The 18,829-nt window shown below is 63.0% G+C and carries 15 protein-coding genes and 1 pseudogene; 7 read left to right on the top strand and 9 right to left on the bottom strand.

All coding sequences use genetic code 11. The annotated features are described in order from the left end of the window. Window positions 1-193 precede the first annotated feature (193 nt). A complete protein-coding gene (locus tag INT29_RS00675) occupies window positions 194-742 on the bottom strand; it encodes a helix-turn-helix domain-containing protein (protein ID WP_193070435.1) in 549 nt (182 codons plus the stop codon). A 78-nt stretch (window positions 743-820) separates the two neighbouring features. Between INT29_RS00675 and INT29_RS00670 the strand changes: the two genes are divergently transcribed. Then, window positions 821-2,209: an L-lactate permease gene (locus tag INT29_RS00670; protein WP_193070434.1), complete on the top strand. Its 1,389-nt coding sequence runs from the start codon at window positions 821-823 to the stop codon at window positions 2,207-2,209. Window positions 2,210-2,262: 53 nt separating this feature from the next. Here the strand turns inward: INT29_RS00670 and INT29_RS00665 are convergent, their stop codons facing one another. Then, a complete protein-coding gene (locus INT29_RS00665; RefSeq protein WP_180958917.1) occupies window positions 2,263-3,591 on the bottom strand; it encodes a M24 family metallopeptidase in 1,329 nt (442 codons plus the stop codon). Window positions 3,592-3,816: 225 nt separating this feature from the next. Here INT29_RS00665 and INT29_RS00660 point away from each other — a divergent pair, with 225 nt between their 5' ends. Further along, window positions 3,817-4,302, top strand: a complete 486-nt coding sequence (locus INT29_RS00660) for an Lrp/AsnC family transcriptional regulator (RefSeq protein ID WP_101570388.1) — start codon at window positions 3,817-3,819, stop codon at window positions 4,300-4,302. Next, window positions 4,299-5,690: an aspartate aminotransferase family protein gene (locus tag INT29_RS00655; protein ID WP_101570389.1), complete on the top strand. Its 1,392-nt coding sequence runs from the start codon at window positions 4,299-4,301 to the stop codon at window positions 5,688-5,690. The genes INT29_RS00660 and INT29_RS00655 overlap by 4 nt, the downstream gene beginning before the upstream one ends. Before the next feature lie 243 nt (window positions 5,691-5,933). On the opposite strand, the gene INT29_RS00650 is transcribed toward INT29_RS00655, so the two are convergent. Both INT29_RS00650 and INT29_RS00645 read right to left on the bottom strand, forming a co-directional pair. Further along, entirely contained in the window at window positions 5,934-7,142 is a 1,209-nt protein-coding gene (locus tag INT29_RS00650) for a YibE/F family protein (RefSeq protein WP_180958918.1), read from the bottom strand. Window positions 7,143-7,381: 239 nt separating this feature from the next. Beyond that, window positions 7,382-8,764: a glycine--tRNA ligase gene (locus INT29_RS00645; RefSeq protein WP_193070433.1), complete on the bottom strand. Its 1,383-nt coding sequence runs from the start codon at window positions 8,762-8,764 to the stop codon at window positions 7,382-7,384. A gap of 337 nt (window positions 8,765-9,101) precedes the next feature. On the opposite strand from INT29_RS00645, the gene INT29_RS00640 reads away from it, so the two are divergent. Further along, a complete protein-coding gene (locus tag INT29_RS00640) occupies window positions 9,102-10,922 on the top strand; it encodes a DEAD/DEAH box helicase (protein ID WP_193070432.1) in 1,821 nt (606 codons plus the stop codon). A 174-nt stretch (window positions 10,923-11,096) separates the two neighbouring features. Here the strand turns inward: INT29_RS00640 and INT29_RS00635 are convergent, their stop codons facing one another. The 4 genes from INT29_RS00635 to INT29_RS00620 all read right to left on the bottom strand — a co-directional run bounded on the left by INT29_RS00635 (window position 11,097) and on the right by INT29_RS00620 (window position 15,920). Beyond that, complete coding sequence (locus tag INT29_RS00635) at window positions 11,097-11,873, bottom strand: isoprenyl transferase (protein WP_101570393.1); 777 nt, start codon at window positions 11,871-11,873, stop codon at window positions 11,097-11,099. Further along, a complete protein-coding gene (recO, locus tag INT29_RS00630; RefSeq protein WP_101570394.1) occupies window positions 11,870-12,598 on the bottom strand; it encodes a DNA repair protein RecO in 729 nt (242 codons plus the stop codon). The genes INT29_RS00635 and recO overlap by 4 nt, the downstream gene beginning before the upstream one ends. A gap of 111 nt (window positions 12,599-12,709) precedes the next feature. Then, complete coding sequence (gene leuA / locus INT29_RS00625) at window positions 12,710-14,476, bottom strand: 2-isopropylmalate synthase (protein ID WP_193070431.1); 1,767 nt, start codon at window positions 14,474-14,476, stop codon at window positions 12,710-12,712. A 181-nt stretch (window positions 14,477-14,657) separates the two neighbouring features. Further along, entirely contained in the window at window positions 14,658-15,920 is a 1,263-nt protein-coding gene (locus INT29_RS00620) for a DUF6636 domain-containing protein (protein ID WP_193070430.1), read from the bottom strand. 60 nt (window positions 15,921-15,980) lie between these two features. Here INT29_RS00620 and INT29_RS00615 point away from each other — a divergent pair, with 60 nt between their 5' ends. Both INT29_RS00615 and INT29_RS00610 read left to right on the top strand, forming a co-directional pair. After that, the gene (locus INT29_RS00615) at window positions 15,981-16,796 is read left to right on the top strand and encodes a L,D-transpeptidase family protein (protein ID WP_193070429.1); all 816 of its coding nucleotides are present in this window, start codon (window positions 15,981-15,983) and stop codon (window positions 16,794-16,796) included. Between the two features lie 10 nt (window positions 16,797-16,806). After that, on the top strand, window positions 16,807-17,355 hold the full coding sequence (locus INT29_RS00610) for a hypothetical protein (protein ID WP_101570398.1): 549 nt from the start codon (window positions 16,807-16,809) through the stop codon (window positions 17,353-17,355). Window positions 17,356-17,389: 34 nt separating this feature from the next. Here INT29_RS00610 and INT29_RS00605 read toward each other — a convergent pair whose 3' ends face one another. Beyond that, window positions 17,390-18,037: an NAD(P)-dependent oxidoreductase gene (locus INT29_RS00605; protein ID WP_193070428.1), complete on the bottom strand. Its 648-nt coding sequence runs from the start codon at window positions 18,035-18,037 to the stop codon at window positions 17,390-17,392. A 65-nt stretch (window positions 18,038-18,102) separates the two neighbouring features. Here INT29_RS00605 and INT29_RS00600 point away from each other — a divergent pair. Further along, window positions 18,103-18,817, top strand: a pseudogene (locus INT29_RS00600) (DUF817 family protein). Window positions 18,818-18,829 lie beyond the last annotated feature (12 nt).

Genomic DNA, 18,829 nt, shown 5'->3' with positions numbered 1-18,829 from the left:
CTCATTTCGTGCACAGAAGTGCGGCGCGGGTCCGTAGCACCCGCTTGATGCGGAAATGAGGAATTACTTCACGAAGTGACTGTCTTTCGCCGGAAATGTGTCAACACAAGGATGCCGGAGGTCGGATGACCGCGTCAAGAGCCATCTGCATCCGAGGCTTTCTGACACTGAAGCTACCTGGCCGAGGGGTGCTTCAGACGATGATGAGCATCAGCTCTGCTGGCTCGTCGCCCGGGTTGGACAGCTGATGGGGAACATCGCCCGGTGCCTGGGCACAGTCACCGACTCGCAGTGTGGTTCGGCGATCGATGGTGACGATTTCGATGCTGCCGGCAAGGACGAAGAAGGTCTCCCGTGAGCCGCTGCGGTGAGCTGCGAACGAGGCGGTCTCGCAGTGCGGATCGAGTTTGTAGTGCACGACTTCCATGTTCTCCCGCGGCGCGGGGAGATCCCGTCGCACTGTGCCCCTGCCATAAGTGCTGTGGGAGGGGATGGAGCGGCTGGGGGTGATGATCACCTCCGGCGGAGCGAGGAGTTCTCCCACATCGACGCCGAGGGCTCGGGAGAGGCCCATGGCGTTGGAGACGGAGGTGTCCTGTTCGCCGCGTTCGATCTTCGACAAGGCCGCCCGGGAGATCCCGGCACGGACTGCGAGCTCATTGAGCGTCAAGTCGTTGTATTTGCGGCGGGCTCTGATGCGCGCGCCAAATACTCGAGCCCCGAGGTCCTCTGTGGTCGCCATTGTGACATTATAGTTTATTCTTGAATAATAGAGTCAATTCTACCAAGGTAAACTTCTTCACATGATGGATCTGTTCATATGACTCCGCTGCTGGCGCTTGCCCCCATTATGCTCGCCATCGCCCTGCTCATCCTCAAGCAGAGTTCGTGGATCTCCGCCACGGCCGGGGTGATTGCCGCCGTTCTGGCGGTCATCTTCTTCTTCCCCACGCCGATGTCGGTTCTGCTCGAGTCCGGCGCGGCTTATTTCCCTCTCATCCTCGAGGTCGCCCTTATCCTCCTCTTCGGCATGGTTCTGGCCCGACTGCTCGAAGCCGCAGGCTCAATGGGTGAGATCTCCGCGTGGGTCGAAGCGGCGGCACCCAGTCGCCCTTTGGGTGTGGCTCTCGTCGTCTTCGGTCTAGTCCCCTTCGCCGAGTCCGTCACCGGCTTCGGCATCGGTGTGACCATCGGTGTCCCCGTGCTTCGACTCCTTGGCTGCTCGCTGCGCCAATCGGCGATCCTCGGACTCCTGGGGCTCATCGCTGTGCCTTGGGGCGCACTGGGTCCGGGGACGACGGTTGCGGCGGCACTGGCCGGCCTCGATGTCGACGAGCTCGGCGTGGCGACGGCGTGGATCAATGCGATCCCCGTCATCATCGTCGCCGTCTCGGTGATCCTCATCATGCGCCCCGGCCTCGTCTCCTGCCTCGGAATCGCGGCGGCCGCGGCACTCATGTGGGCAGGCATCCTGACCGCGAGCATTGCCATCGGCATGGCCCCGGCAGGCATCATCGGTTCGCTCCTCGTCATCACCGTGATGGGAGGCATCTTCATACTCCGACGTCGCAGCACCGGCTTCACCCGGAGACTGGGGATCGCGGTGCTGCCTTACGCAACACTGACACTCGGCCTGCTGCTGGCCCGCGCACTCCACTCCGCTCTCCCCTCGCTGCTGACCCAGATCCTCGCCTCTCCCCCGGTCTGGCTGGCCGCCGCCTGCCTGATCGCAGCGCTGACGGTGACATCACGGCGCATCGTCACCCGTTCCGCCGTGCGCTCCTGGGCACCCATCGGAGCGGGGACAGCGGCCTTCATGCTGATGGGCTGGATCATGACGACGACCGGCATGAGTGCTGCGATCGGCTCGCTGGTGCCTGCCGGTCTCATTCTGCTCACGCCTTGGCTGACCGCCACCGGAGCCGTGGTCACCGGCTCGAACACCGGCGCCAACTCCATGTTCACCGGCACCATCGACGCGGCCGCCACGGCCTCCCACGCCTCCTCCCTGCCCGTCGTGGCTGCAGGAAACGCAGCGGGCTCGCTCGCCGCCCTCGCAGCTCCTCCCCGTGTCGCAATGTCGGTGCAGATGGCCGACTCCTCCGGCCCCGCCTCGGCGAATGACATCGGCTGGGTCCAAGGCCGGGTACTGGCCGTGGCCGGAGTCAACGCGCTCTGCCTCGGGCTCTGGATCCAGTTCATGGTCTGATATCGCCGAGGCTCGCCCCAGACCCGAACCTCAAGTCAGACCCGAAGCTGCGGTCAGACCCGGATGAGTTCGCGCGGGAACGCGGTGAACGTGTCACAGCCGGTGTCGGTGATAAGTATGGACTCGGACAGTTCGTAGCCGTATCCGTTCATCCACATGCCGCAGATGAGGTGAAAGGTCATTCCCGCTTCGAGGAACTGATCGTCCTCGGTCCTGATCGAAATCGTGCGCTCGCCCCAATCCGGCGGATAGCCGATCCCGATGGAGTAGCCCAGTCGGCTCGGCTTCTCCAGCCCCGCCAGCGCCAGCACTCGATTCCACGTCCGCGCGAGTTCGGCGGTGGGCACCTCGGGCGCGGCTACATCGAGTACGGCAGCCAGCGCCTCGGCGACGACGCCCTCGAGCCGGATGAGCTCCTGCTTCGGCTTTCCCATCACCGCGGTGCGCGCCAAGGGCACATGATAGCGGCGGTGGACACCGGCCAGCTCAATGCTCACAGACTCATCGTCGATGAACTTGCGGTTCGTCCAGCTTAGGTGCGGGGTGTCAGCGCTCTCCCCCGTGGGCAGCAGCGGAACGATGGCCGGGTAGTCTCCCCAAGCATTTCCGCGTCCGCGGGCCTGCGCGGCGGCGATCTCCGCGGCCACCTCGTTCTGCGCAACCCCGATCCCGATGGTTCCCAGTGCGGCATCCATCGACTCCGTGGTCACCTCGGCGGCAGTATGCATCAGCGCCACCTCGGCTGGGGATTTGATCGCCCGGATCCAGTTGACCAGCTCGAAGGAGTCGACGAGGCGCCACTCAGGGACGCCATTGACCAGGGATCGAAATGCCCGCGGCGAGAAGAAGTGGGAGTCCATCTCCACACCGACCGGTGACGAGGACGCCCGGGCGACCTCCCAGCGTTGCCGCAGCGCGAAGGATACCCAGTCGAAGGGGTGAATATGGGGCCGCTGCACGTAGCGTTCGGGATAGCCGACGATGTCCTCGGGCGGCAGCCACGACGTGTGCGTGGCACCCCTGGCGTCCATGTCCCTGAGGAACAGCGTGAGCGGACCCGCGGCCGGCACGAACAGCAGCTGCGGAGTATAGAAGGACCAGGCGTTGTAGCCGGTCAGATAATAGACATTCGCGGGGTCCGTGACGATGAGCGCCGACAGTCCCTGATCGACCATGCGATTGCGCACCGAGGCGATGCGCCCCAGGTATTCATCAGGGCTGAACGACAGGTCGTTCGCGCCGATCGTGTCGACCTCGCCCGGCCGCGGCTGGGGGCGAGCCCTGACTTCCTGCCCTGCCCGGCCCTGTTCGGCACCGGGCCGCATTCCCTGCACATCCGGCCGGTTGTCTTCTCCGGCGTAGAACAGCTCACCCTCATTCATGATTACAGTCTGGTGAGTCGCATCACACCGTGTCAATCACTCCGACACGCGTGTTGCCGAGTGACGCCCACGCGTGTTAACGGGCGGCACTAAGCGTGGAAAAGTGAAATCCTGACGAATCCAGAACCATTATTTTTCAGATTCGACTGAATTCGCATACGAACATGCGCATTCCGACTGATTCAATGGTAGATTGTATTGAGATCCAAATCACGGAGGTGAAGAATGACCCACTTGATGCCGAGCGGAAGCAATCACCGCCTGGGCAATCTCGACGAGAAATCGAAAGCGATCATCGTCGAGCTGCAGCACGACGGACGCAAGTCCTATTCCGCCATCGGAAAGTCCGTCGGACTGTCCGAAGCTGCCGTGCGTCAGAGGGTCTCCAGACTCATCGATTCCGGCGTGATGGAAATCGTCGCCGTGACCGATCCGCTGAGTCTGGGCTTCGCCCGACAGGCCATGGTGGGGGTCAAGGTTCGGGGCGATATCTCGAAGGTCTCCGACCGGCTTCACGGATACGACGAGATCGACTATCTCGTCGTGACCGCAGGGTCGTTCGACATCCTGGTCGAGATCGTCTGCGAATCGGATCGCCACCTGATCGAATTCGTCAACCAAGAACTCCGCTCGATCGACGCAGTCGTGGACACGGAGCTCTTCATGTACCTCTCACTCGAAAAGCAAAAATACAATTGGGGGACGCGATGACAGAGAATGTCACCAGAACCGGCACCGGCTATCAGGATGCCATCCGCAACAACATGTGGATGCACATGTCGCCACACCAGGCACTGTTCAACGGCGGTGAAGCACCGATCATCACCCGTGGCGAAGGCCACCACATCTTCGATGACAAGGGCAACAAGTACATCGACGGTCTGGCCGGACTATTCACGGTCCAGGTGGGCCACGGTCGCGAAGAGATCGCGAAGGCGATGTACGATCAGGCACTGAAGCTGCCATTCATGCCACTGTGGTCCTTCGCCCATCCGCAGGCCATCGAGGTCTCTGAGCGCCTGGCCAGCTACGCTCCCGGCGACCTCAACCGAGTCTTCCTCACCTCCGGCGGCGGCGACTCCGTCGAGTCCGCAATGAAGCTGGCGAAGAACTACTTCAAGATCACGGGCAAGCCGGGCAAGCACAAGATCATCTCGCGTGCCACCGCCTACCACGGCACCCCACACGGCGCCCTGTCCGTGACCTCGCTGCCCGATCTGCGCGAACAGTTCGCGCCCCTGGTGCCCGGTGCGATCAAGGTGCCCAATACGAACTTCTACCGTTCGCCGCAGCCCTACGCCCACGATGAGAAGGCCTTCGGCCGCTGGGCAGCGGACCGCATCGCCGAGGCCATTGAGTTCGAGGGCGCCGATTCAGTCGCGGCCGTCTTCCTCGAACCGGTGCAGAACTCCGGCGGCTGCTTCCCGCCGCCACCCGGATACTTCGATCGGGTGCGCGAGATCTGCGACGAGTACGACGTGCTCATGGTCTCCGACGAAACCATCTGCGCCTATGGCCGCATCGGCGACATGTTCGCCTGCAACGACTTCGGATATGTCCCCGACATCATCACGAGCGCCAAGGGCATCACCTCCGGCTATGCACCGTTGGGCGCAATGATCGCCTCGGATCGCCTGTTCGAGCCCTTCGGCCCCGGTGGAGACGAGACCTTCTACCACGGCTACACCTTCGGCGGTCACCCCGTCGCCTGTGCCGCGGCGATGGCGAACTTCGACGTGTTCGAAAAGGAGAAGCTCAACGACCACGTCCATGAAAATGCCGCTGCGTTCAAGTTCACCCTCGAGAAGCTCAAGGATCTGCCGATCGTCGGAGACGTTCGCGGTGAGGGCTTCTTCTACGGCATCGAACTCGTCAAGGACCGTGACACCAAGGAGTCCTTCACCGAGGAGGAGTCCGAACGCATCCTCAAGAACTTCGTGTCCGCGAAGATGTACGAAAACGGCCTGTACTGCCGCGCCGATGACCGTGGAGATCCAGTCATCCAGCTCTCGCCTCCGCTGACCGTGGGCCAGAAGGAGTTCGACGAGATGGAGCAGATCATCCGCGGCGTCCTCTCGGAGGCCTGGACGAAGCTCTGATCCCAGCTGAGACTCGTTCGCACCGGGTCGAGGCGACCCTGGAGCTGTCAGCCGAATCGGCCCCGATGCCTCATAGAGGAGTCGGGGCCGATTCGCGTCCGTCAGAATCTCTCGAATCGTTCTCGCTCCTGTGCCGGAAGCTCGACGGGCGCCCTCGAACGGGCGTTGAGACCACCCCGACTGACGTCGTCGAACCAGCGTCGGCACCGCCCGAACTCATGCCCTCGAATCGGTGACGTCGCCCTATGACGGGCCGGAAGAATTCGCAGCTCGGCCAGGCACTCCTGGCCCTTCAGCAGCTTCACCGCCACTCCGGTCACGTTCAGGACGCAGGCCGGATCTGACAACGAGGACACCCAACCCAGTCGTCAGAGGAATCGCGATGACGAGACCGACCGAGCACACGAGGATACTCACGACATCGACCGACATCTCTCCCAGAGTCAGGGTCTCGAAGAACGACTGGTCATGCGCCGAGACGATGATGAGCGTCAACAGCGCAGACCCCACATAGGCGAATGTGATCGTGTACACGGTCGAGGCAATGTGGTCGCGGCCGATTCGCATGGCTCGGGTGAAGAGCTGCCCGGCCTTCAGATCCGGTGCCACGCTGGCCAGCTCCCACACCGCCGAGGCCTGTGTGATGGTGACGTCGTTGAGCACGCCGAGGCCGGTGACGATAATTGCACAGACGATGAGGTCGGCCATCGACACGTCTGCGGTGTCCGCGAGCAGGAACGCATCCTCGGTGTAGGCAACGCCGAGATTCGCCCAAGAGGTCATCCAGGCACCGAGCACGCCGGTGATGATGATGCCGAGTACAGTTCCGAAGAGAGCTGTAGTCGTCCGCGTAGACACTCCGTGTGCCAGATACAAGGCGATGAGCATGATCGCACTCGCGGCGACCATGGCCACCAGGATCGGCGGCTGACTGTCGAGAATGGCCGGCAGCATGAAGACGATCAGCACGACACCAGCGAAGCCGAGGCCGGCCAGCGCCCGCAGACCGCGAAAGCCCGCGACCAAGAGCACGACGAGCCCGTAGATGATCGCCAGTGCGAGAATCGGAACATTCCTGTCGTAGTCGATGAAGACATAGTCTGAGCCGATCTCCGCGCTGTCCGGGGAATCGGTGAAGTCGAGGACCTTGACCGTGTCTCCGACGCCGATTCCGGACTTGATCGCATCGGGAGTCACATAGAGACTCCCCTCTTGCCCGTCGACTTCGGCCGTGAACGTCATACAGTCCACTGCGAGTGTCGAGTCCTCCTCATCGCCCGACGCACAGTCGGAGGCGTCGACGGCAACGATCTTTGCCTCGGCGTCGGCGACGCCCTCGGCGGAGTTTGTCATCGGGCCGCCGCCCGGCAACTCCTGTTCGGGAGCGTCCGGCCACAGCAGCAGCAGTCCCCCGATCGTGAGGAGGACGAGTGGGACGAGACAAACGGTCATGATCAGACGGACTCTCGGCGAGGCCTTGGGTCCCCGATGGGCTGGCATATGCATGTCGAACCTTCATATGGGTGATGCGAACTCACTGCAGGTGTGTGCACTCGCGATGCGCGGCTCCCAATGCGCGAGGTGCATCACACGCGCCGTTTGCGCTCGAAGGAGCGCTGCCGAACGAGTCAGGTCCGGCCGACCGCCGTTCCGATCGACCGGACCCGCCGTTCAAGGCTCTGCCGACGTGCTCAGGCTCCGCCGAGCGCCTCGGCCAGGTAGTTCTCCACCTGATCGAGGCTCACACGCTCCTGGCTCATATCGTCACGCTTGCGGATCGTCACCGCTTGGTCATCGAGCGAGTCGAAATCGAACGTGATGCACAGCGGGGTGCCGATCTCGTCCTGACGGCGGTAGCGCCGGCCGATCGCACCGGCGTCGTCGAAGTCGATGTTCCAGCGCTTACGCAGACGAGCCGCGAGTTCCTTGGCCTGTGGAGACAGTTTCTCATTGCGGCTCAGCGGCAGCACGGCCGCCTTGATCGGCGCCAGACGCGGGTCGAGCTTGAGCACGATGCGCTTGTCCGTTCCGCCCTTGGTGTTCGGTGCCTCATCCTCGGTGTAGGCATCGACGAGGAAGGCCATCATCGAACGGGTCAGACCGAAGGAAGGTTCGATCACGTAGGGGGTGAAACGTTCACCGCTGGCCTGGTCGAAGTACTGCAGCTTTGCGCCCGATGCCTCTGTGTGGGTTCCGAGGTCATAGTCGGTGCGGTTGGCCACGCCCATCAGCTCGCCCCATTCCGAGCCTTGGAACCCGAACCGGTACTCAATGTCGATGGTGCCGGACGAGTAGTGCGCCCGGTCGTCTTCGGGGACGTCGAGGCGACGCACGTTGTCTCCGGAGATGCCGAGTTCGATGAACCAGTTCCAGCAGGCCTCGACCCATTCGCGGTAGTAGTCGTCGGCCTCTTCGGGACGAACGAAGTACTCGAGCTCCATCTGCTCGAACTCACGGGTGCGGAAGATGAAGTTGCCGGGTGTGATCTCGTTGCGGAAGGCCTTGCCGATCTGGCCGATGCCGAACGGCGGCTTCTTCCGTGCAGCGGTGACGACGTTGTTGAAGTTGACGAAGATTCCCTGTGCGGTCTCGGGACGCAGATAGTTCAGACCCGCTTCCGATTCAACGGGGCCCAAGTAGGTCTTGACCAGACCGGAGAACTCCTGCGACTCGGTCCACTGTCCGCGAGTTCCGCAGTCGGGGCAGACGACGTCGGCCATGCCGTTCTCGGGCGCCTTGGAGTGCTTGGCCTCGTAGGCTTCGACGAGGTGGTCCTCGCGGTGGCGCTTGTGGCAGTTGAGGCATTCGACGAGTGGATCGACGAAGGTCTCCACGTGCCCGGAGGCCTCCCATACCCGCTTGGGCAGGATGATGGAGGAGTCGAGTCCGACGACGTCTTCGCGACCGCGGACGAAGGTCTGCCACCACTGAGCTTTGATGTTGTCCTTGAGCTCAACACCCAATGGCCCGTAGTCCCAGGCCGACCGGGACCCGCCATAGATCTCTCCGGCTTGGAAGACGAATCCTCTGCGTTTGGCCAGGGCGATGACGGCATCCAACTTGGACTGTGCCACGTTATTTCTCCTTGAGGTAGTTCGCCGACGGCCGGCTGCCGTGGCTCGCAGGTACAGCCTATCTGTTCACCACCGGTCAGTAGGTCTCCCCTCATGGGCGACGGAACTCACACTTATTCCGGGGCCTGGGACGACCTCGGCGGGCGTGGGGCATGTACGATTGAGGTACACCCAAACCTTTCTCCGTAACGACGGTTTTCAAGTCTGTCCAAGCAAGCCTTGGAACTCTTACGGTTTCGGCCCGGATTGCTCACGATGAATGCACAAGCGGCCGCAGGGTAGATCGCCACCAAAGTCATCTGCGATCAAGCGTGTGCCGACGTGAGAGAGAAAACTCATGACAGAAGTGTCAACATCCGACAATCCGACAACACCGAAGTTCGCCGAGCTGGGTCTCCACCCGCTCGTCCTCCAGGCGGTCGAGGCTCAGGGTTATGAGACCCCGACTCCGATCCAGGCTGAGACGATTCCAGCACTGGTTGAGGGCCGCGATGTCATCGGCCTGGCCCAGACCGGTACCGGCAAGACCGCCGCTTTCGCTCTGCCCGCACTGTCCGACCTCGCCGAGGCTGGCCGTGCCAACGATGGCCCCTTCGCTCTCGTTCTGACCCCCACCCGTGAGCTTGCGATCCAGGTCGCCGAGGCGTTCACCTCGTATGCCACGAATCTCAATGACTTCTCTGTCCTCCCGATCTACGGCGGCCAGGCCTACGGCCCTCAGCTGTCGGGCCTCAAACGCGGTGCGCAGGTCGTCGTGGGAACCCCCGGTCGAGTCATCGACCACCTCAAAAAGGGCTCCCTCAAGCTCGCAAGCCTGCGTCACCTCATCCTCGATGAGGCCGACGAGATGCTCAAGATGGGCTTCGCCGAAGACATCGAAGAGATCTTCAGCCAATCCGGTGACTCGCGTCAGGTGGCTCTGTTCTCCGCCACGATGCCGACATCGATCCACCGCCTCACCGGCAAGTACCTCAACAACCCCAAAGAGGTGCGGGTCGCTTCGAAATCGCAGACCGGATCGAATATCCGTCAGCGCTACCACATGGTCCAGCACTCCCATAAGCTCGACGCCCTGACCCGGATCCTCGAGGTCGAGGAGTACGAGGGCATCATCATGTTCGTCCGCACCAAGCAGGCCACGGAGGAGCTCGCTGAGAAACTGCGTGCACGTGGCTTCAAGGCCTCGGCGATCAACGGTGACATTCCGCAGCAGGCTCGTGAGCGCACGATCGATATGCTGCGCAGCGGCAAGGTCGACATCCTCGTCGCCACCGATGTCGCAGCCCGCGGCCTCGACGTCGAACGCATCACCCTCGTCGTCAACTTCGACATCCCCCATGACACCGAGTCCTACGTCCACCGCATCGGCCGCACCGGCCGTGCAGGACGTTCCGGCGAGGCCATCCTCTTCGTCACCCCGCGTGAACAGCGTCTGCTCGGCTCCATCGAGCGCGCAACGAAGCAGAAGGTCGAACCGCTGTCGATGCCCAGCGTCGAACAGCTGACGAATACTCGTGTGGAGAAGTTCACGAAGCGCATCGACGATGTGCTGGCCACGACCGAACTGACCGAGCTCGCGACCGTCATCGAACAGTACGAGCTCTCCCGCAATGTTCCGGCGACGGACATCGCAGCCGCTCTGGCCTCCATGGTCCTCGAGTCGAACTCTCTCACGGCAGACCCCATGCCTGAGCCGAGCCGCGGCAAGCCAGGACGTGACCGTGACGGCGGCGGACGCGACGGAAAGCCCGGTCGTGAACGCTCGTCTCGTCCGCGTGATGAGAACATGACCACCTACCGTCTGGCCCTTGGCCGCAACGAACGCCTGCAGCCAGGCGCGGTTGTCGGTGCCATCGCCAACGAGGGCGGCCTGACCTCGAAGGAGATCGGCCACATCGATATCCGGTCGAACCACACCCTGGTCGACCTGCCCAAGGATCTCGATTCCTCGGTCATGCGCAAGCTCTCGAACACCGAGATCCAGGGTCGTCCGATCGACATTCGTCCGGATTCGGGACGTCCGTCTCGCCCGTTCAAGAAGCGCAACTTCGACAAACAGCCCGGCGACAGCCGCAACTTCCGCGGCGACCGTCGTGGAGGCCAGAAGAAGTTCAGCAACGACCGCTTCGGCGGCGAACGCTCAGGCGATCGTTACTGAGGTTCTGGGCAGTGCGCAGGTACTGCCCGCTGCTGAAGTTCCGGCGCAGCTGAAGAGCTGAGCAGGGTTCGGCACGAAGCTCATAGAGAAGAGGTCCCGCAACGTTTTCGCTGCGGGACCTCTTCTTGTTGTTTGCAGGTTTCGAGGGTTTGGCTTGCGTTTGGCGCCGAGAGCTCAGGAGCTCGATCGGTCCACGGCACCGCCGAAGCGACGGTCACGACGGGCATACTCTTCGATCGCGGACCAGAGGGTGCGGCGATCGACGTCGGGCCAGAGGACGTCCTGGAAGACCATCTCGGCATAGGCCGACTGCCACAGCAGGAAGTTCGACGTCCGCTGCTCCCCCGACGACCTGAGGAACAAGTCGACATCCGGCACCTGCGGGGCGTAGAGACGGGAGCGAACGGTCTTCTCGCTGACCTTTCCAGGTTTGAGCTTCCCGGCGGCCACCTCGGCGGTGATCTGGTTGACCGCGTCGACGATCTCCGATCTGCCTCCGTAGTTGACGCAGAACTGGAGGACCAGGCCGGTGTTGTCCTTGGTCATCTCCGCCGCGGATTCGAGTTCGTCGATGACCGAGCGCCACAGGCGACCACGACGCCCGGCCCACACGATGCGCACACCGAGCTCATTGAGTTCATCGCGGCGACGGCGGATGACATCACGGTTGAAGCCCATGAGGAAGCGAACCTCATCCGGGGACCGTTTCCAGTTCTCGGTGGAGAATGCGTAGGCGGAGAGATAGTCGACACCCATCTCGATGGCACCGTGGATGACTTCGAGAAGTGAGGCCTCTCCGGCCTTATGGCCTTCGGTGCGCGGCAGTCCACGATCATTGGCCCACCGGCCGTTGCCGTCCATGACCACAGCGACGTGCTTCGGGACGAACTTCGCCTCGATGCCGGGGGGTCGGGCTCCGCTGGGGTGCGGGGGCGGCGCGGGGTAGCTCATCTGGCCTCCAGAACTCTCAGTGATCGGATATTGCGCTCCAAATGCCATGACACCCAGTCGGAGACGAGTTTGGAACCGTCGATCTGGTCGTGAAGGTCCGAGGACTCCGCTCGCTGCCAGTCTCCGGAGAGCAGAGCGGCCATGTGCTCGAGCGCATCGGTGTCTGGCAGAGCCGCGCCGCTGGGTCGGCACGTGGTGCACACGGCTCCGCCCAGGGAGGCTGAGAACGCGCGGTGGGGACCAGGGCTGCCACACTGTGCGCAGTCGAGCAGACTCGGTGCCCAGCCGGCCACGGACATGGCCCGGAGAAGATACGCGTCGAGGGCCAACCTCGGCGGGTGCTCGCCGTTGCACAGGGAGCGGATGGCGGAGACGAGAAGCAGGAAGTGGGTGCGCGACTGGGGTTCTACCTCGGTGATTCGGGCGGCAGTCTCAGCCATCACACTGGCTGCGGAGTAGGCGTCATAATCTGCGCCGATGCCGCGGGCGAAGGGCTCGATGAGTTCGACCTGGGTGACGATGTCGAGGCTGCGGCCGACGTGACACTGCAGGTCTACGAGCATGAAGGGTTCGAGTCGGGAACCGAAACGTGACTTGGTGCGGCGGATGCCCTTCGCAACTGCTCGGATCAGCCCGTGGCTGCGGGTGAGAACAGTGACGATGCGGTCGGCTTCGCCGAGTTTGTGCCCCTGGAGCACGATGCCTTCATCACGATAGTTGTGCACCCGCCCATTATCGCAGAGTGCGGCGGGGAATCATCCCCGCCGCACTCATGCATCAGTTGTGAGATTGCTCCCCGGGCAGGCTGCCTGCCCGGGATGCTCAGCCCCGAAGGATCAGCGCTCTCCGTCGCGATCGCGGGCGGCCCGGTTGACCGCCGAGACGACGGCCTTGAGTGAAGCCTTCGTGATGTTGGGGTGCAGTCCGGCACCCCAGACCACACGGTCTTCGACAGCGAGCTCGACGTAGGCTGCGGCCATCGTGTCAGCGCCCGAGCCGATGGCGTGCTCGGTGTAGTCCTGGAGACGGACATCGACGTCGAAATTTTCGATCAGGATCTTCACCAGCGCATCGATGGGTCCTTTGCCGTGACCTTCATAGGTGCGCTCCTGACCGTCGACGATGAGGTCGACTTCGACGCGTTCCGAGGTGCCCGAGTCGTCAACCGTGCCGGAGTCGGTGCGCAGACCTACGATCTGGAAGCGGCCCCAAGCCTTGTCCTGATCATCGCTGGGAAGGTACTCGTAGTTGAAGATGCGACGGATCTCCTCGGCGGAGACCTCTCCCCCACCTTCAGTGTGCACCTGGACGGCGCGGGAGAACTCGACCTGCATGCGGCGAGGCAGATCCAGGCCGTACTCGCTCTTGAGCAGATAGGTGACTCCGCCCTTGCCGGACTGCGAGTTCACGCGGATGATCGCCTCGTAGGAGCGACCCAGATCTTTCGGGTCGACCGGCAGGTAGGGCATGTCCCATTCCATCAGGTCCACGGGAACGCCCTGCTCACTGGCTCTCTTCTCACGGTCGGCGAACGCCTTGTTGATGGCATCCTGGTGCGAACCGGAGAACGAGGTGAAGACGAGGTCACCGCCGTAGGGGTGACGTTCGTGGACGCCGATCTGGTTGCATTCGGTGACGGTGTGGATGACTTCGTCGATGTCGGAGAAGTCCAGTTCGGGGTCGACGCCCTGCGTGTAGAGGTTCAGCGCCACGGTGACCAGGTCGAGGTTTCCGGTCCGTTCGCCGTTGCCGAAGAGGCAGCCTTCGATCCTGTCGGCACCGGCCATGATGCCCATCTCCGCGGCTGCGACACCGGTTCCGCGGTCGTTGTGGGGGTGCAGGGACACGGCCACCTCGTCGCGGTAGGGCATGTTCCGGCAGAACCATTCGATCTGGTCGGCGTAGGTGTTGGGAGTGCCGCGTTCAACCGTGGCGGGCAGGTTGACGACCGTCTCACGGCCGGAAGCCGGCTGCCACATATCGAGGACGCTGCCGACGATGTCGAGAGCGAACTCGGGTTCGGTGTCGACGAAGATCTCCGGCGAGTACTGGTAGCCGAAGTCGACGTCGCCGAGGAGTGACTCGGCGTGCTTCATGACCGCCTGGGTGCCGCGGGTGGCGATGTCGCGAGTCTGGTCGAAGCCCTCACCGTCGAAGCCGAACACGACCTTGCGGAAGACCGGTGCCGTCGCATTGTAGAGGTGAACTGTCGGCTTCTGCGCGCCGACGAGGGATTCCACTGTGCGCTCGATGAGGTCCTCACGGGCCTGGGTGAGCACCGAGATGCGGACGTCGTCGGGGATGGCATCCTGTTCGATGATCTCGCGGACGAAGTCGAAGTCGACCTGGCTGGCTGCGGGGAACCCGACCTCGATCTCCTTGAAGCCGAGTTTGACGAGGAGATCGAACATCTTGCGTTTGCGATCCGGCGTCATCGGATCGATGAGAGCCTGGTTGCCATCACGCAGATCTGTGCTCAGCCAGCGCGGAGCCTTCCGGATCAGCTGGTCGGGCCAGGTGCGGTCGCGCATATCGAGGGCGATCCGGTCCTGGAAAGACTTGTATTTGCTGAATGGCATGGGGGATGGCTTCTGCAGTTTCATGGTTCCTCAATCATTGTTCGTGTGCTTCTTCAGCATAGGAGAAACTCCGCGACGAGGGTGCTGTTATGTTCAGGACTCGTCGCGGCAAGGAAGGAGGAGCAACCTGTAAGCCACACACACAACTTAGCCCTGGTTGCTCCGCCGGTTCCAAACCTGTCCAAATCCTAAGATCGCTATCCGTCTAGTCGAGGAAGTCGACCGCTGCACGCCGCATGTTGAAGCCGACTCCGGTCTCGTCGGACTTGCACGTCATGCCCTCACGGGTGGAGGTGCAGGTCATCCCCTCGGCCGTGATCGATTCGCCGTAGCCGAGCACTCGAGCGGGACCGGAGCTCTCCGGCGCCTCACGGCAGGAGAAGCCGGCACCTTCATTGTTGGCCACGACGACAGCTCCCCAGTTCTCCATTTGACAGTCGTCGGGCTTCTCGGGGCTGGTGTAGTCGAAGGATGAGATGACGCATCGGGTGCGGTCTGAATCGATCGTGCAGGAGATGTTGCCGGACGGAGACTTGAACGATTCGGCAGCGACCGGCGGCGCCGAGGTCGATGGTTCATCGGTTGCAGAGCCTGCACCCTCGGAGGGCCCCTCGGAGGACGTGCCGGACGCAGAATCGTCCTGGCCCTGCGTCGCATCCCAGGCGATGTATCCGACGATGCCGAGAGCGAGCACCAGGGCGATCGCGGCCAATGCCCAGAGCCAGCCTGGGACCTTCTTCGTCTCGTTGTCATGTCGGTAGGGTCCGCCGGGACCGGCCGGTCCACCCGGTCCGTATCCGCCCGGTCCTCCGGGGCCGTATCCGCCGCTTCCGGGGCCGTATCCGCCGCCGCTGGAACCGTAACCACCGTTGGAGCCAGCGGGTCCTGCAGCACTGCCGCCGGGGCCATAGGCACCACCGGCGGGTCCGTGGCCACCGTGTCCTGCGTAGGCGACTGCTGTCTGTGGGGCGTAGGCTGATGCGCCGTTGGGCACGTGCGACTCGTTTCCGGGGTGTTCGGTGGGATGGGGTTCAGGAGGGGGCTGCGGGGCAGGTGGTCCGGGCGCACCGAATTCGCCATCCCAGGGTTCGGGGTTCGGAGATTGCTCTGCCGACACGCCCTGCGGATTCCACTGCTTCGGTGCCGAGGCAGCTTCTGCCTCGGCGATGTCTTCGGACCTCACCTTGCGCGGGATCGGACCGCTGAATCCGGTTTCGTCGTTCTCTGCTGCGGCCAGCTGGCGCAGCTCCTCGAGGCTGAGCACCTCGGTGGCGTCGGCCCCGTCGGAGGACACCATCGACCGGAGTCTGGCCAGCTCCTCGGAGCTGAGTGCTTGGGTCGAACCATCAGCGGCCGGGGATTTGTCCTGTCCGATGAACAACTGCGTCGTGATCGAATCTGGAGACTCCTCGACCGGCCTCCGACGCCCGGGGCGCGGAGGATGATTCGGCACAGGTGGAATGCTCATGGGGTCATTTTCGCATAGTCACTTCCACTGAGTTCTCAAGGTTCGTGAGAAGATGACCTCATGTTCAGTGGTGGAGCCCGAACCGGGACCAGCCTGACGGTCGCCGTTTTGGCCCTGACGCTGTCGTCATGTGCAACGCCGACCGACAGCGACGACGATGACGGCGTGACCGCCCCGTCCGGGGAGGTCGCGGCACCTGCACAGCAGAACGACCTCGGCGATTTCGCAGCTCCCGCACAGATGACTCCGCCCGGAGCCGCAACCGCAGAGCCAACAGGACCTGCCCATTCTGTTCCGGTCCCTGGGCTGGGCCCGGAGACAGCAGCTCAGATTCCGGCCGAGACCTCTCAGGTCCTCGTCGCCAGTGGCCGGGACGCGTCCTCGGATTCCGGTCAGCTGAGTTTCTACACCTTCGCTGATGGGGCGTGGAAGAAGCGCAAGACCTTCGACGTCCACAATGGGGAGAACGGGTGGTTGGCCGATCGTCGGGAGGGCGACAAGACAACACCGATCGGTGTCTTCACCCTCTCCGATGCGGGCGGCTACAAACAGGACCCGGGAACCGAACTTCCCTACACCCAGGACGACCGACTGCCCTCGTCAGCCACCGTGGCCTACGGACCCGAATATGACAGGGTCTTCGACTACATCATCGCGATCGACTACAACCGTGTGCCGGGCACACCGCCCACCGACAAGACTCGCCCGCTGGGGTGGGACAAGGGCGGTGGGATCTGGCTGCACATCGATCATGATTCCGGGACGAGCGGGTGCGTGACGCTGAAGGAGAAGGACCTCACCTGGATCCTCGAGACCATCGACCCCGATGCCCATCCACGTATCGCCATGGGACCTGAGTCCCAGCTGCAGAAGTAGAGGCACCTCGATGCGAAAGCTCATCATCTCCCTGGTGCAGACGATCAACGCCTCATATGCCCAAGACGGTTGGTCGACGGGTGTGTCCACGAAGGCCGACTTCGCCTATTTCACCTCCCTGCGTAAGCGGGCAGGTGCCATCATCATCGATCGCAGGACCGCGCTCAATCCCGCACTGCCGGTCATCAACGCACCGGGCAAAGCCCTCGAGCACACACCCGTGCATGTGCTCACCGAGTCAGATCCGGAGAAATTGAGCAGGCACCTAGCCGAGGCTGGCCTGGACTATCGAGCACAGGGCTTCACTCCAGAAACTGCCGCACAGGTGCTCAACAGCATCGAGTCCACGAGTGAGACTCTGGTGTGCGAGTCCGGACCCAATCTGGCCTACCGCCTCCTCGATGCCGTTCCGGGTGCCGAACTGCACCTGAGCCTCAGCCCGCTCTACTCCCGAAACTCAGGCAGCCACTTCTCCCAGCTCGAGGCCACCCTCAACCTGCGACTCATCGATGTGCGCACCGTCGATGACCAGGTCTTCATCCGCTACCGCAAAGCTTGAGGTACGCGACCAGGCTCGAGCTTGTTGCGTCGGCCTAGACGCCCAGCTGGGTGCTGATCTCGTGCTCGTCCGTTCGGGACAGGACCGAGCTGACAGCCTCGGCGACTGCCGGCAGGCTGATCGTCTCCACTCCCCCGCTGAGATCGTTGCGGTCATCACCGCCGATGGGCGCCATGACCTTGAGCTCGCGGTAGTACACGGAGTCCGTCTCTGCCGCAGCGACCCGGAGGAGCATCTCCTGGGCCGCGCCGAAAACGCTGATCGCACCGGACCCGACGCAGGCTTCGACGCTGGCCACACCGTTGAGGGCGAGGTGCCGGACACGGTCACTTCGCCCCTCCTCGGCGAGCGCCTCCGATACCGCGCAGGCGGCGAAATGGCCCCGCAGGTATGAGGAGTAGTCCGCGTCGAAGGAGTCGATTCCGCGGTCGATCATCGAGATGTCCACGTACCACCCGCCGACCGTGGCGATGACCGCATCGACCGGGGGTGCGTCCACCTTCTTAAGTGCTTCGATGACTGCCTGCGGTCGATCCACCCAATCGGGGACGACGACCGGCCGGTAGGCGGTTTCGTCCTCCGGCTGCGAACGGACGATGCCGGTGATGTGGTGCTCAGGCGACAGCTGCTTGGCCAAGCCCGTTCCGACATGGCCTGAGGCTCCGAAGATGACGATGTGCATGCCCCGAGTCTATTAGCCCGCGATAGGGTTCTGTCGCGACCGCTTCCCCACAGCCGAAGGATCTTATGGCCGATCAGCATGAACTCACACGGCTCGAACGGCTCCTCGACAGTCTTGCCAATCGTCATCTCACTCGGGTGCCGGCAGGGTTGCGTGAGTCCCTCGTCTTCGGGATCAAGCAGGCCTGGGCCTGTCTGTTTGGGGCCCTCATGCTGCTGGCGATCATCCTCACCGCCTGGTGGTACCCGGACGGGGCGATCCTGGCCCGCAATGATCTCCTCGTCATCCTGGCAGTCCTGATCCAGACGGCGATGCTGCTTCTGGGTTCATGTACGCCGCGGTCGGCTCCTACATCGTGCGCGTCTATCGTCTCTTCGACCTGCGGTTCAGCCATTACCCGCCGAGGTGGAGCACCGCGGTCATCGCCGCAGCGATCTATCTCAATTTCTTCACTCACCACTATGTGGTCGACGTGCGGGTGTTCCTCGTCCTTGCTGTCGGGGTCGCTGTCGCATGCACTTCCGTGTGCACAAGCTGACTCTGCGCATGCCGGTCCTCCTCGCATTCGTGCTGGTGGCGTTCTTCATCTGGATCGCTGAGAACATCGGAACAGTCACCGGCGCATGGCTCTACCCGTCCCAGATCGACGGCTGGGAGATGGTTCCGGTGACCAAATTCGTGGCATGGTTCCTCCTGATGATGATCTCCGTCGTCCTCGTCACCTTCATCTACCCGCCCAAACCTCCTGATGAGGCCAGGTCACCTGATAATCTGAGCTGAAACTCAGACTCG

It is taken from the genome of Brevibacterium sp. FME37 (assembly GCF_014897485.1).
Classification (GTDB): domain Bacteria; phylum Actinomycetota; class Actinomycetes; order Actinomycetales; family Brevibacteriaceae; genus Brevibacterium.
Note: the sequence above shows the minus strand (reverse complement) of the source record. Positions and strands in the feature narration are given on the sequence as shown.

Excerpts from the sequence above, each read along its gene's own strand:
- INT29_RS00655 (WP_101570389.1), top strand. The coding sequence starts at position 4,299 with ATGACAGAGAATGTCACCAGAACCGGCACCGGCTATCAGGATGCCATC.
- INT29_RS00620 (WP_193070430.1), bottom strand. The coding sequence starts at position 15,920 with ATGAGCATTCCACCTGTGCCGAATCATCCTCCGCGCCCCGGGCGTCGG.
- INT29_RS00675 (WP_193070435.1), bottom strand. The coding sequence starts at position 742 with ATGGCGACCACAGAGGACCTCGGGGCTCGAGTATTTGGCGCGCGCATC.
- INT29_RS00640 (WP_193070432.1), top strand. The coding sequence starts at position 9,102 with ATGACAGAAGTGTCAACATCCGACAATCCGACAACACCGAAGTTCGCC.
- INT29_RS00650 (WP_180958918.1), bottom strand. The coding sequence starts at position 7,142 with ATGACCGTTTGTCTCGTCCCACTCGTCCTCCTCACGATCGGGGGACTG.
- INT29_RS00615 (WP_193070429.1), top strand. The coding sequence starts at position 15,981 with ATGTTCAGTGGTGGAGCCCGAACCGGGACCAGCCTGACGGTCGCCGTT.
- INT29_RS00610 (WP_101570398.1), top strand. The coding sequence starts at position 16,807 with ATGCGAAAGCTCATCATCTCCCTGGTGCAGACGATCAACGCCTCATAT.
- INT29_RS00605 (WP_193070428.1), bottom strand. The coding sequence starts at position 18,037 with ATGCACATCGTCATCTTCGGAGCCTCAGGCCATGTCGGAACGGGCTTG.
- INT29_RS00635 (WP_101570393.1), bottom strand. The coding sequence starts at position 11,873 with ATGAGCTACCCCGCGCCGCCCCCGCACCCCAGCGGAGCCCGACCCCCC.
- INT29_RS00670 (WP_193070434.1), top strand. The coding sequence starts at position 821 with ATGACTCCGCTGCTGGCGCTTGCCCCCATTATGCTCGCCATCGCCCTG.
- leuA (WP_193070431.1), bottom strand. The coding sequence starts at position 14,476 with ATGAAACTGCAGAAGCCATCCCCCATGCCATTCAGCAAATACAAGTCT.
- INT29_RS00665 (WP_180958917.1), bottom strand. The coding sequence starts at position 3,591 with ATGAATGAGGGTGAGCTGTTCTACGCCGGAGAAGACAACCGGCCGGAT.
- INT29_RS00660 (WP_101570388.1), top strand. The coding sequence starts at position 3,817 with ATGACCCACTTGATGCCGAGCGGAAGCAATCACCGCCTGGGCAATCTC.